This is a genomic window from Novosphingobium sp. (genome assembly GCF_965214355.1).
Taxonomy (GTDB): domain Bacteria; phylum Pseudomonadota; class Alphaproteobacteria; order Sphingomonadales; family Sphingomonadaceae; genus Novosphingobium.
Window position 1 is genome coordinate 3,861,978 of record NZ_CBDCBI010000002.1, and the last position, 13,188, is coordinate 3,875,165.

The 13,188-nt window shown below is 64.8% G+C and carries 8 protein-coding genes; 3 read left to right on the forward strand and 5 right to left on the reverse strand.

Going from position 1 to position 13,188, the window contains the following annotated elements; all coding sequences use genetic code 11:
* Positions 1-75 precede the first annotated feature (75 nt).
* From ACOOE2_RS17800 to ACOOE2_RS17815, 4 genes are all read right to left on the reverse strand, one after another.
* Positions 76-1,509 (reverse strand): glutamate synthase subunit beta, encoded by a 1,434-nt coding sequence (locus ACOOE2_RS17800; protein ID WP_420384315.1) that lies wholly within the window; start codon positions 1,507-1,509, stop codon positions 76-78.
* Between the two features lie 11 nt (positions 1,510-1,520).
* Positions 1,521-6,179 (reverse strand): glutamate synthase large subunit, encoded by a 4,659-nt coding sequence (gene gltB / locus ACOOE2_RS17805; protein WP_420384316.1) that lies wholly within the window; start codon positions 6,177-6,179, stop codon positions 1,521-1,523.
* A gap of 623 nt (positions 6,180-6,802) precedes the next feature.
* Complete coding sequence (locus tag ACOOE2_RS17810; protein ID WP_420384317.1) at positions 6,803-8,227, reverse strand: hypothetical protein; 1,425 nt, start codon at positions 8,225-8,227, stop codon at positions 6,803-6,805.
* 67 nt (positions 8,228-8,294) lie between these two features.
* Positions 8,295-9,539 (reverse strand): TIGR04063 family PEP-CTERM/XrtA system glycosyltransferase, encoded by a 1,245-nt coding sequence (locus ACOOE2_RS17815; protein WP_420384318.1) that lies wholly within the window; start codon positions 9,537-9,539, stop codon positions 8,295-8,297.
* Positions 9,540-9,650: 111 nt separating this feature from the next.
* On the opposite strand from ACOOE2_RS17815, the gene ACOOE2_RS17820 reads away from it, so the two are divergent.
* The 3 genes from ACOOE2_RS17820 to ACOOE2_RS17830 all read left to right on the forward strand — a co-directional run bounded on the left by ACOOE2_RS17820 (position 9,651) and on the right by ACOOE2_RS17830 (position 11,790).
* The gene (locus ACOOE2_RS17820; RefSeq protein ID WP_420384319.1) at positions 9,651-9,791 is read left to right on the forward strand and encodes a hypothetical protein; all 141 of its coding nucleotides are present in this window, start codon (positions 9,651-9,653) and stop codon (positions 9,789-9,791) included.
* Positions 9,788-11,257 (forward strand): putative O-glycosylation ligase, exosortase A system-associated, encoded by a 1,470-nt coding sequence (locus tag ACOOE2_RS17825; RefSeq protein WP_420384320.1) that lies wholly within the window; start codon positions 9,788-9,790, stop codon positions 11,255-11,257. The genes ACOOE2_RS17820 and ACOOE2_RS17825 overlap by 4 nt, the downstream gene beginning before the upstream one ends.
* Before the next feature lie 71 nt (positions 11,258-11,328).
* Positions 11,329-11,790 (forward strand): MaoC family dehydratase, encoded by a 462-nt coding sequence (locus ACOOE2_RS17830; protein WP_420384321.1) that lies wholly within the window; start codon positions 11,329-11,331, stop codon positions 11,788-11,790.
* Between the two features lie 143 nt (positions 11,791-11,933).
* On the opposite strand, the gene ACOOE2_RS17835 is transcribed toward ACOOE2_RS17830, so the two are convergent.
* The gene (locus tag ACOOE2_RS17835) at positions 11,934-13,163 is read right to left on the reverse strand and encodes a polyhydroxyalkanoate depolymerase (RefSeq protein WP_420384641.1); all 1,230 of its coding nucleotides are present in this window, start codon (positions 13,161-13,163) and stop codon (positions 11,934-11,936) included.
* Positions 13,164-13,188: the final 25 nt, after the last annotated feature.

Here is a 13,188-nt window from a genome sequence, read left to right on the forward strand (position 1 = left end):
CCAGCCTTCGGCCAACAGGCTCAGGATAAGCGGTCTCGGGAGGTTGTCGTTTTTAGCGCGGAACCTTGCGCGCACTCAGCGTGGCAGTTCGCTCACCCCCATCAGCGCCTCGTCGACCGCGCGGGCGCATTGGCGGCCTTCGCGGATGGCCCAGACGACCAGGCTCTGCCCACGTCGCATGTCGCCGCAGGAAAACACGCCGTCGGCGCTCGTGCGGTAGTCCTGAACGTTCGCCAAGACATTGCCGCGCGGGTCGAGTTCGACACCCGCCTGTTCGATCAGGCCCTGTTTGCGCGGGCCGACAAAGCCCATGGCGAGCAGGATCAGCTCGGCAGGAATCGTGAATTCGCTGTCCGGCACTTCCTGCATCTTGCCGTCCACCCATTCGACGCGCACGCATTCCAGGCCCGACACGTCGTTGGTGCCCGCCACGCGCTTGGTCAGCACGGCGAATTCGCGCGCAACGCCTTCTTCGTGGCTGCTCGATGTGCGCAGTTTCATCGGCCAGTTGGGCCAGGTCAGCGCCTTGTCTTCCTTTTCGGGCGGACGCGACATGATTTCGAGCTGGGTGACAGACGCCGCGCCCTGGCGGTTCGAGGTGCCGACGCAGTCCGACCCGGTGTCGCCGCCGCCGATCACCACGACATGCTTGCCCGTCGCGGTCAGCGATCCGCGCGGCGCGGCGCGGATTTCGTCGTCGCCGGCGTTGCGCTTGTTCTGCTGGGTCAGGAATTCCATCGCATAGCGCACGCCCGGCAATTCGAAGCCGGGAATCTGCAAGGGACGCGGATCTTCCGCCCCGCCCGCAAGCACGACCACATCGAAATTTTCGCGCAAGCTGGCCATCGACACCGTCACGCCGACTTCGACCGAGGTGCGGAATTCCACGCCTTCGCCCATCATCTGCACGAGGCGCCGGTTGATCAGGTGCTTTTCCATCTTGAAGTCGGGAATGCCGTACCGCAGCAATCCGCCCACCCTGTCGGATTTTTCAAACACCGTGACCGAATGCCCGACGCGCGCCAGTTGCTGTGCGCAGGCCATCCCCGCCGGGCCCGAGCCGACGACCGCGACCGAATGGCCGGTCTTCCTGGCGGGCACTTGCGGCGTGATCCAGCCTTCGCCCCAGGCCTTGTCGACGATCGCGCATTCGATCGATTTGATCGTGACCGGCTGGTCGACGATGTTCAGCGTGCACGCCGCCTCGCACGGGGCGGGGCAGATGCGGCCGGTGAATTCGGGGAAGTTGTTGGTCGAATGCAGATTGTCCGACGCGTCGCGCCAATCCGCATCATAGACCAGGTGATTCCAGTCGGGGATCTGGTTGTTTACCGGGCAGCCGTTGTGGCAAAACGGAATCCCGCAATTCATGCACCGCGCGGCCTGCCCACGCAGTGTCGCATCGTCGTGCGGAACGATGAATTCGCGGTAGTGCTTCAGACGCTCGGCCGGCGCAACATAGCTGCGATCCTGGCGATCGGTTTCGAGAAAACCGGTGGGCTTGCCCATTGTATCAGTCCTTATTCAGCGGCGTCGAGCGCGGCTGTGGCACGTTCGGCCTCCAGCATGCGCAGGGCGCGGGCGTAATCACGCGGCATCACTTTGACAAAGCGCGGCAGTTCTTCCGCCCAATTGTCGAGGATTGCGCGCGCCCGCGCGCTGCCGGTGTGCAACAGGTGGCGTTCGATCAGAATGCGCAGGCGATCGGCATCATGGCGCAGCATGTCGCCCATCCCGAAGTCATGGATATCGACCGCGCGCTGTTGCGGGCGGCCAATGCCATCCTCTTCATCGCGCACCGGCGATATCGGCAGCAGGTCGACCATCGCGCCATTGACCAGCCGCGCGAACATTCCGCTCACGTCATAGATATAGGCGACACCACCCGACATGCCGGCGGCAAAGTTGCGCCCGGTCTGCCCCAAGACGACGACGACGCCGCCGGTCATGTATTCGCAGCCATGATCGCCGGTGCCTTCGACCACCGCGATCGCGCCCGAATTGCGCACGGCAAAGCGTTCGCCGGCAACGCCGTTGAAATAGGCCTCGCCCGCGATCGCGCCATACAGCACGGTGTTGCCGACAATGATGTTTTCGGTCGCATCGCGTTCGACATACGCCGGGGGGCGCACGATCACGCGGCCGCCCGACAGGCCCTTGCCGACATAGTCGTTGGCATCCCCGGTGAGGTCGAGCGTGATGCCATGCGCCAGGAACGCACCGAACGACTGCCCGGCCACGCCCTTGAGTGCGATGTGGATCGTGTTGTCGGGCAGGCCGGCATGGCCATACTTGCGCGCAACGTCGCCCGACAGCATCGCGCCGACCGTGCGATTGACATTGATGACATTGCGTTCGATCCGCACCGCGCTGCCATGATCGAGCGCCGGGCGTGCCGCCGCGATCAGATCATTGTCGAGCGCCGCGCCGAGGCCGTGGTCCTGCGTCTGGCTATGCCCCAGCGTGGTGCCCGCCACCGGTTCGACCCGGTGCAGCAGCCGCGCCAGGTCGATGCCTTGGGCTTTCCAGTGGTGGATCGCCGCCTTGGTGTCGAGCCGATCGACCCGGCCGACCATGTCGGATACCGTGCGAAAGCCCATGATGGCCATGATTTCGCGCAGTTCCTCGGCGACGAAGAACATGTAGTTGATCACGTGTTCGGGCTTGCCGGTAAAGCGCGCACGCAGCACCGGGTCCTGTGTCGCGACGCCAACCGGGCATGTGTTGAGATGGCATTTGCGCATCATGATGCAACCGGCCGCAATCAATGGCGCGGTGGCAAAGCCGAATTCGTCGGCGCCGAGCAGCGCGGCGATCGCCACGTCACGCCCGGTGCGCAAGCCGCCATCGGCCTGCACCGCGATGCGGCTGCGCAGATTGTTGAGCAGCAGCGTCTGCTGCGTTTCGGCCAGGCCGATTTCCCAAGGGCTGCCGGCATGCGTCAGGCTGGTCAGCGGCGATGCGCCGGTGCCGCCTTCATAGCCCGAGATCGTGACATGGTCGGCGCGTGCTTTCGATACGCCCGCCGCGACCGTGCCCACGCCGACTTCGGACACCAGCTTGACCGAAATCCGCGCGTTGCCGTTCACGTTCTTCAGATCGTGGATCAGCTGCGCGATGTCTTCGATCGAATAGATGTCGTGGTGCGGCGGCGGGCTGATCAGGCCCACGCCCGGGGTCGAATGGCGGGTCTTGCCGATTACCTTGTCGACCTTGTCGCCGGGCAGTTGCCCGCCTTCGCCCGGCTTTGCGCCCTGCGCCATCTTGATCTGGATGTCGTCGGCATTGACCAGGTATTCGGTGGTCACGCCAAAGCGCCCGCTGGCGACCTGCTTGATCGCCGAGCGCATCGAATCGCCATTGGCCAGGGGCACGAACCGGTCGGGCTCTTCGCCACCTTCACCGGTGTTCGATTTGCCGCCGATGCGGTTCATCGCGATTGCCAGCGTGGTGTGCGCCTCACGGCTGATCGAGCCATAGCTCATCGCGCCGGTGGTGAAGCGCTTGACGATGTCCGCTGCGGTTTCGATCTCTTCGAGCGGCAGCGGGGTTTCGGCGGGCTTCAATTCCATCAGCCCGCGGATCGTCAGCATCCGTTCGGCCTGGTCGTTGATCGTTTGTGCGAATTCGCGGTATTTGTCGGGCAGATTGCCGCGCACCGCGTGTTGCAGGCTGGCGATATTGCCCGCAGTCCATGCGTGGTCCTCGCCGCGCAGGCGCAACTGGTACATCCCGCCGACATCGAGCATCGTGCGATAGATCGGGTTGTCGCCATAGGCTTGGCGGTGCCGGCTGACGGTTTCCTCGGCAATTTCGCGCAGGCCCACGCCTTCGATCGTCGTCGCGGTGCCGGTGAAATATTTTTCGACAAAGGCGCTCGACAGTCCGACTGCGTCGAAGATCTGCGCACCGCAATACGACTGGTAGGTCGAGATGCCCATCTTGGACATGACCTTCAAAATGCCTTTTCCGATCGCCTTGATGTAGTTCTTCTTCACCTCGAGCCGGGTCAGCGGCAGATTGCGCTCGGTGCGCATCGCCTCCAGCGTCTCGAACGCCAGGTACGGGTTGATCGCCTCGGCGCCATAGCCTGCCAGCATGCAGAAATGGTGCACTTCGCGCGCTTCGCCGGTTTCGACGACCAGCCCGGTCTGCATGCGCAATCCCTGGCGCACCAGATGATGATGCACCGCTGCCGTTGCCAGCAAGGCGGGCATCGGCACGCGCGCTTCGTTTTGTGCGCGGTCCGACAGGATCAGGATGTTCTGGTCGGCCAGCACCGCTTCGGTCGCGGCCCAGCACATTTCCTTGATCGCCTGCTCCAGCCCGCCAGCGCCGGCACTCGCGTCCCAGGTCATGTCGATCGTCGCGGTGCGGAACGCGCCGTCGAGCGTCGCCTCGATCGCGCGGATCTTGACGATCTCGTCGTTGGTCAGGATCGGCTGGTCGACCTCGAGCCGCTTGTGCGTGCCGGCGACGCGGCCCAGCAGATTGGGGCGCGGGCCGATCATCGACACCAGGCTCATCACCAGCTCCTCACGGATCGGGTCGATCGGCGGGTTGGTCACTTGCGCAAAGTTCTGCTTGAAATAGTCGTAGAGCAGCCGCGACTTGCTCGACAGCACCGCGATCGGCGTGTCGGTGCCCATCGAGCCCAGCGGATCCTCGCCCAGCACGCCCATCGGTTCCAGGAACCGCGTCAGGTCTTCCTGGGTATAGCCGAACGCCTGCTGCCGATCGAGCAGCGCGGGCGTTCCGGCATCGAGCGTTTCGGTCGTCGCATCGGGCAGATTGTCGAGCTCGGGCATTTCAAGCGCCTTGAGCTTGTACTGCGCCGCTTCGAGCCAGGCCTCGTAGGGCTCGGCGCCGGCGAGTTCGGCCTTGATTTCCTCGTCCTCGATGATGCGGCCTTTTTCGAGGTCGACCAGCAGCATGCGCCCCGGCTGCAACCGCCATTTGCGCACGATATCCTCTTCACGAAACGGCAGCACGCCCGATTCCGACGCCATGCAGATCAGGCCGTCGCGCGTGATCGAAAACCGCGCCGGGCGCAGGCCATTGCGATCGAGCGTCCCGCCGATCTGGCGGCCGTCGGTGAACGCCACTGCGGCCGGGCCGTCCCATGGCTCCATCAGCGCGGCGTGGTATTCGTAGAATGCGCGGCGCTTGGCATCCATCAGCGGATTGCCCGACCACGCCTCGGGGATCAGCATCATCACCGCATGCGCCAGGCTGTACCCGCCCGCGATCAACAGTTCGAGCGCGTTGTCGAGGCTCGCGGTATCCGACTGGCCATGCGGAATGATCGGCCACATCTTGTCGAGATCGGGGCCGAGCAGTTCGGATTCCATCGTGCGCCGGCGCGCGTTCATCCAGTTGACGTTGCCGCGCACCGTGTTGATCTCGCCATTGTGCGCGACGAACCGATAGGGATGCGCCAGTTTCCAGCTGGGAAAGGTGTTGGTCGAAAACCGCTGATGCACCAGGCCCAGCGCCGAAACGCACAGCGGATCGCGCAGATCGTCATAGAAACTGCCGACTTGCGTCGCCAGCAGCAACCCCTTGTAGACAATCGTGCGCGACGAAAAGCTGGGCATGTACAGTTCGCTGATGCCAGGCAACCCGTGCTTTTCGGCAAGCAGCGCAAGCGGGTTCTGCGTCTGCTTGCGGATCGCCAGCAGCTTGCGCTCGAACGCGTCCTGATCAGCGGTCGCAGCCCCGCGACCGACGATGCATTGGCGGATCACCGGCATTTCGGCGATCACAGCTGCGCCCAGCCCATCGATCGTGGTCGGCACATCGCGCCACCCGATCAGGTGCTGGCCTTCCTTGGCGATGAATTTCTCGAAGAATTCGGTGATGAAGGCGCGGCTCGGCTCGTCCTGCGGCATGAAGCACATTGCCACGCCGTAATCGCCCGGCGGCGGCAGCACCTTGCCCTCGCCGTCCGCCCAGGCGCGCAACAACGCATCGGGCAGCTGAATCAGGATTCCCGCGCCATCGCCCAGCAATGGGTCGGCCCCCACCGCCCCGCGGTGATCGAGATTATGCAGGATTTCAAGCGCCTGTTTGATAATCGCGTGGCTTTTTTCGCCCGAAATCTGGGCAATGAAGCCCACACCACAGGCATCGTGCTCGTTACGCGGATCATAAAGGCCTTGAACCGGGGGAAAACCCATCTTTCCTGTATTCCTGCAACCAGAGTTGGCGTTTCAAGCGCGTGAAGACGGATCGGGGAAACGCCATCACGCTCGAGTAATTTTTGCCGGCGCCCGGGATCAACACGAAACCGTGTTTTACCACAAAATCCGGCGCTCGCACGCTTTGTATCAACGCCGCGCGCACGAATCACGTCGCCCGCGAAACAACAAAAGTTGCGCGAAAACCCCCATGACCGCATGAATGTTATTTTGCAACCGGGACGATGTACCTTTGCGGTGCGGTTTGCACCAGTCTGGCTTGTCGGGGTGCTACGCAATGGGGACGCCCGATAAAGGGCCTCCGGCGGCCAAGGGCCGGGGGCCCTTGGGTCCCGTTAATGTCTTGAATTGTGTGTTATTTTGGCGTTGTGTTCCGCGCACCAAAATATCGGGTTCCAAGAGCATGGCCCATAGCCGCAAGCTTTGGTTGTTCTCGTCTTCCCGGCTTGACCCGGGATCCCGCTTTTCTTTCGCGGTATCTTCAAATTCGGACGTTTCCGCGCCGAAGAAGCGGGACCCCGGGTCAAGCCCGGGGCGACGGTATTGTTATGTTAGCGCCTATGGGCGTTGGCCCTTGGCCGCCGGAGGCCCCCCCGGCTACCTCAACGTTGTGCGCTCATCCGGCGTAACGTGGCCAGCGCATCGCGCAATGCGCGGTCGGCGTCGTTGGTTTGGCCGCGTGCGGGCGCGGCATTGTCGCTGGCGTGAAGCGGGAACTGCACAACCGGGTCGCTGGCGCCATCGGCCGGACGCGTTGGCAGATCGGGGCGCACGAGGGTCATGTTGGCCAGCGAGGAATACTGAGGCCCTGCAACCGCATCGGTCCTGAGCGCACCGAAAATGCTGTGCGGCGCCACGAATGTATCTTCCGCGGCATCCGAAGCCGGTTCGGTCGGCTGGGGCTCCGGGGTATTGCGCAGGAAACGCGGGGGCAGGTCGTCGGTGGCTTCGCCAGCAACCGGCGCTTCGTCCACGCGGCCCAGCCGCGACGGCTTGGCGCGGAGCAAGGGTTCTTCGTCGGGCGCCGGAGCGACAGGATTGCTGCGCAACGCCTGGCGCACCGTGATCGCCAGCGCGAGGCGTTCGATCAGTTGCACCAGGCCCAGAGTGGCAACGGGCGCTTCGACGATCGGATCCTGCGGCGCGGCTGTGGCCTGGCTGGCCAGCGGCGCGGATTTGGGCAAGGACGCGGCATCGAACACCGGCTCGGCATCCTGCGGCAAAAGCGGCAGCGCATGGGCCAGATCGGCTGGTTCGCCGGTTTCGGGGGGAAGCACCACCGCTTCACCCGGTGCATAGATGCCCGACTGCGCCAATGGAGGCGTCTCGCCGAAATGGCCTGCGAAAAACGGCGGCACCTCGGCCGGCTGTGCTTCGATCTGCGCACCTGGGTGCCCGGTCATGAACGCGCCCAGCGGCGTTTCTTCGGGAACGGGCGCGATGTCGGCGTCCATGGTCTGTGCGGTCCACGCCGGCGGCACGGTCTTGAGGTCTGCGGGCGCCACCGGGGCGAATACCGGATCTTGCGCATGATAGGGCAGCACGTCTTCGGTCACCACCAGCGGCCGGCGCGGCGGGGCATCGGGGTGCGCATCGCGGTTGCGGATGCGCGGTGCAGGTTCGGCCGTCGCTTCGCGCGGCGCGGCTGCCGGTTTGGCGGTGCGCACGCGGGCAAGACCCGCCCTGATCCGCAATATCGGCGACACGCCGGCGGCCCGTGCATGGAGCGCAAGGCCCAGCGCGATGCCGAACGCAGCGCCCAGCAGCGTGAGGCCCGCGGCAATCAGGATATGCGCGGTCGTACCCAGCGGCGGCGCGGCCGATGGCACGATCGCTGTCAGATGCAGATGGCCGGCCAGTGCAGCCAGCGCTTCGCCGCCGGCCGCCACGGCGCCCAGGCCGAACAGCGCGGCAAACCACACGCCGGTGATCACCGGAAACGCCGGGTGCGCCATCGCATGCTGCGCGCTTTGCCCCAGAGTCGGTTTGCGGGCGGCGGTCCTGGTCGGGCGGGCTGGTGTGGTCACGATGGCAATCTCAATCCCTGCTGGTTCTGCGCCGACTTGCGGCCTGGCTGCCTCAATATCAGGCGAATCAGGCGGCAATCCGGGCGGAATCACCCTTGGTATAACGGTTTCTGGCTATCACCGCTTGGTAAACAGGAAGATAACGCTGCGCGTTGCGACCCCAGTCATGCGCGCGCTCGACAAACGCGCGGGCGATGTCGCGCCGCTCGTCCCAGCCGCTGCGATCGGTCAGCAACTGGTTCATCGCCGCAGCCAGCGCCGCCGGATCGTCGGGCGCAAACAGCGTGCCGGTGACGGTGTGCTCGATCAGTTCGCGGTGCCCGCCGACGCTGCTCGCGGCGACCAGCTTGCCTTGCGCCATCGCCTCCAGCGGCTTGAGCGGGGTCACCAGATCGGTCAGGCGCATGCCTTTGCGCGGGTAACACACGACATCGACCAGCGCGTAATAGCGATCGACCTCGTGATGCGGCACGCGCCCGACAAAGCAGATCGCGCCCGCCGCCGATGAAGCGGCGGCCTGCGCCCGCAGCGTCGCCTCGGCCGGTCCGCCGCCGACCAGCAGCAGCCGCGCACCGGGATGCACCGCCACGATGGCCGGCATCGCCGCGATCAGATCGTCCAAACCTTCATAAGGATAGAAACTGCCCAGGAACCCGATCACCGGGCCAGAACCCAGCCCCAGGGTTTCGGCCAGTGCCGGATCGCGCGCGAGCGGGCTGCCGAACAGCGCCAGGTCGACGCCGTTGGGCATCACGGTGATCCGGTCGCGTGCTACGCCGCGCGCGGCCAGGTCATCCTTCAGCCCGGTGCAGATCGTCACCACCGCATCGGCGCCCGCGACCACGCGGTTTTCCAGCTGGCGCGTCAGCCAATAGCGCCACGAGCGGTCGGTGCCGGTGCCGTTGCCGACCGCCGCATCCTCCCAGAACGCGCGAATCTCGTAAACCAGCGGCACGCCCAGCCGCCGCGCCGCGCGCAACGCCGCCATGCCGCACAGCGCCGGGCTGTGCGCGTGAAGCACGTCGGGTCGCCACACTTGGGCGATTTCGACAATGCGATCGGTCAGCGCGCAGACTTCGCGCCATTCGCGCACGCCTGGCGCGCCGGCCGGCGTGCCCGGGGTACGCCAGAACTGCAGGCCATCGATGTCCTCGGGCTCGGCCTCGCCGGTGGGCGCGGTATGGCGCAAGCCGGTGACGGCGCGCACATCAAGCCCGAACGCCTGCTGCGCCTTGAGAATGGCGCGCGTGCGAAAGGTATAACCGCTCTGCAGCGGCAACGAATGGTCTAGAACGTGGAGAATCCGTGGCATGGAAACGTCATGACACAGCAAGCCTTAACGGGCTATCAACCGGATATGGTGCAGTGTTTGTTTGCAGAGCCACCCACCGCCCCGCACCCCCGGATGCCGTAACACCCGCCCATGATCGACATGCTCGCCCTGTTCATCCCGCACTTCGTGCTGGCGCTCGCCGTGTGGCGGCTGGTGTCGCGTGCCGATCTGGATGATGACCCTGCCCTCCCGCGCAAGCCTGCGCGGTATGACACGCACGACAAGCCGTGACCAATCTCGCGCTGACCGCGTTCGTCATGGCGTTTTTCGTCGCGGGCTTCATGCGGCCGTTCCTGTTCGTGCTGGCGTACGCCTATATCGATATCGTCGCGCCGCAGAAAATCGGCTGGGGCCCGCTCGGTTCGCTGTCGATCTCGCTTGTCGCGTTCGTGCTGTGCGTCATCATGTGGGCCGCGCGCGAAGACAAATCGGGCATCCGCCTGACGTCGCGCCAGGGGCTGATGCTGCTGCTGCTGGCGTATTGCGGCGTGACCACGATCACCGCCGATTTCCCGGTAGAGGCCGCGGCCAAATGGGACTGGGTGTGGAAGGCGCTGATCTTTGCGTCGTTTTTACCGTTCACCCTGCGCACGCGCCTGCGGATCGAGGCGCTGGTGCTGATCATGGTGGTGGGCGTGGCCGCGATCACCATCGACGGCGCGTTCAAGACGCTGATGGGGGGCGGTGGCTATGGCGAATTGAAGCTGCTCGTCAACGACAACACCGGGCTTTACGAAGGGTCGATCATCTCGACCGTGGCGGTGTGCACGATCCCGCTGGCCTTCTGGCTGGCAAGTTATGGCACGGTGTTCAAACCCGGCTGGATGGTGCGGCTGTTTGCGTTGGGCGTGGTGTTTTCGGCGATCCTGATGCCGGTCGGCACGCAGGCGCGCACTGGGCTGATCTGCGTTGCCGTGCTCGGCCTGTTGAAACTGCGCAGCACCAAGCGGCGGTTGCTGTACCTGATGCTGATCGGCGCGGGCAGCATGATCGCGCTGCCGCTGCTGCCCGCCAGCTTTACCGAGCGGATGGGCACGATCAGCAACCACCAGGCCGACCAGTCGGCCAGCACCCGCGTCGCGGTGTGGACCTGGACGATGGAATTTGCCAAGACGCACCCGTTCGGCGGCGGGTTCGACGCGTTTTTGCAGGACACGATCAGCTATGACAAACCGATCCTGTCGACCGACGGGCAGAACCGGGTCATCGGCACCGATCATGTGCTCGAACATGGCCGCGCCTACCATTCCAGCTATTTCGAGATGCTGGGCGAACAGGGCTATCCCGGGATCGGCTTATGGCTGCTGCTGCATATCCTGGGCGTGATCCAGATGGAGCGTATCCGCCGGCGATACCGGAAGGACCCGCCCGAAAACCTGGCGTGGATCAGCCCGCTGGCCGATGCATTGCAGCAGGCGCAGATCGTCTATCTGTTCGGCGGGGCGTTTGTCGGAATCGCGTTTCAGCCGTTCTGCTACATGCTGGTCGGGCTGCAATGCGGGCTGGCGGCCTATGTCGGGCGGCTGGACGAGGCCGCTGCCGAGCAACGCCGGATCGAGCGGTTGATCCGGCGGCCGGGACCCGCCCCGATTGTGCCCGAGCCGCTGATTCCCGTGCGCCATGCTCATGCTGCCGGGCCGTTGCTTGGCGATGACAGCGCTGCGGTGCCACCGGTGCCGACACGCTTAATCGGCTGATTAAATTTGCCGTTGCGCGGCGGTGCGCAAGGCGCCATGATGCCAGCCAAAGCACAGCAAGAGGGATGAGCATGCCCACTACCGTAGAACCTGGCGCCATGAAGGACCGGATCGGCCAGGTTGTCGGCACGTCCGCCTGGATCGAAGTGTCGCAACAGCGGATCAACGAATTTGCGCAGGCGACCGGCGATTTTCAGTTCATCCATCTCGACCCGGTGTCGGCGGCCAAGACGCCGTTCGGCGGCACGATCGCGCACGGGTTCCTGACGCTGTCGCTGATCCCGCTGATGACGCAGGAAAGCGATATCCCGCGCGCCGCCGGCATCAGGATGGGGGTGAATTACGGCGGCAACAAGACGCGGTTCCTGTCCCCGGTACGATCGGGCAAGCGCATTCGCGGCCATTTCAAACTGCTGGAAATCGAGGAGAAACGCCCCGGGCAGTGGCAGCAGACGATGGAAATCACCGTCGAGATCGAAGACGAGGCCAAGCCCGCACTGATCTGCGAATGGATCACCCAGTTTTTCGTTTAGTCGCACCATAAAGCCCCTCCCCTTCAGGGGAGGGGTTGGGGTGGGGCCTCACCCCACTCGCCGACGCTCATGCAAATGTGGGTTGTAGCCGAGAGCCCCCACCTCCGGCCCCTCCCCTGAAGGGGAGGGGTGCAGGCTTCAGGCTACCGCCGACAGCTGCCGGGATTGTGGCTGGCAATCCAGTCATCCACCAGCGGCGCGATCGCATTGCGCCAGCGGCTGCCGTTGAAGATGCCGTAGTGCCCGACGTCGGCGGCCAGGTGGTATTTCTTCATCGCCTCGGGCAGGTTCGGCGTTATGGTCAGCGCGGCGCGGGTCTGGCCGATGCCGGAAATATCGTCGCGTTCGCCTTCTATGCACAGGATCGCGGTGTCGGTGATCGCGCCCGGGTCCACGACATGGCCGCGATGGACCATTTCGCCTTTGGGCAGCGCGTGCTTCTGGAACACCAGGTCGACCGTCTGCAGGTAGAATTCGGCCGTCATGTCGCAGACCGAGCGGTATTCCTTGTAGAAGGCCATCGTGGCATCGGCGCTTTCGCCATCGCCCTGGACCAGGTGCTTGAACAGGCCGTAATGGCTCATCATGTGGCTGCCCAGGTTCATCGACATGAACGAGGCGAGCTGGACGAAGCCGGGATAGACCTTGCGCCCGGCGCCCGCATAGGGCGCGGGCACTTGCGCGATGACATTGTGCTTGAACCACGCGTAAGGCTTGTTGGACGCGTGGGTGTTGACCGCGGTCGGGCTTTCGCGCGTGTCGATCGGGCCACCCATCATGGTCAGCGACGCCGGGCGGCACGGGTGGCCGGCCTTGGCCATGACCGCCGTCGCGGCAAGCGCGGGCACCGATGGCTGGCACACGGCCATCACATGCGCGGCCGGCCCGATATATTCGAGGAATGCGATCAGGTAATCGATGAAATCATCGAGATCGAACCGCCCCTCCTCGACGGAGACCAGCTTTGCATCGGCCCAGTCAGTGACATAGACGACATTGTGTTCCAGCATGCGCTCGACCGTGCCGCGCAACAACGTGGCATAGTGGCCGCTCATCGGCGCCACGATCATCAGGCGCGGCGCATCGGCGGGCAGGCCCTTGCGCGCCAGGCGCTTCAGATCGCCGAACGGACGGTGCATGGCCGTCGTTTCGGTCACGGCGTGGCTCTTGCCGCCGACCGTGACCGAGGCGAGCCCGAACACCGGCTTGCCGCGCGGCGCGGCGGCATGCGCAAACACATCGAGCGCAGAGGCCATCGCCTGCGTGCCTGCGAACGGATAGGGCTGGCTGTGCAGCATGTCGGCGGCCATCCCGGCCATGGCGCTGCCCGCGTTGAGCAGCGAGCGCTGAAATTCGTAAGCCTTGTACATCATGGGCACAGCCATCCCCGGTTCTGGT

What these genes read in the sequence shown, in the direction of transcription:
- ACOOE2_RS17800 (WP_420384315.1), bottom strand. Translation starts at nt 1,509, where the DNA reads ATGGGCAAGCCCACCGGTTTTCTCGAAACCGATCGCCAGGATCGCAGC.
- gltB (WP_420384316.1), bottom strand. Translation starts at nt 6,179, where the DNA reads ATGGGTTTTCCCCCGGTTCAAGGCCTTTATGATCCGCGTAACGAGCAC.
- ACOOE2_RS17815 (WP_420384318.1), bottom strand. Translation starts at nt 9,539, where the DNA reads ATGCCACGGATTCTCCACGTTCTAGACCATTCGTTGCCGCTGCAGAGC.
- ACOOE2_RS17820 (WP_420384319.1), top strand. Translation starts at nt 9,651, where the DNA reads ATGATCGACATGCTCGCCCTGTTCATCCCGCACTTCGTGCTGGCGCTC.
- ACOOE2_RS17830 (WP_420384321.1), top strand. Translation starts at nt 11,329, where the DNA reads ATGCCCACTACCGTAGAACCTGGCGCCATGAAGGACCGGATCGGCCAG.
- ACOOE2_RS17835 (WP_420384641.1), bottom strand. Translation starts at nt 13,163, where the DNA reads ATGATGTACAAGGCTTACGAATTTCAGCGCTCGCTGCTCAACGCGGGC.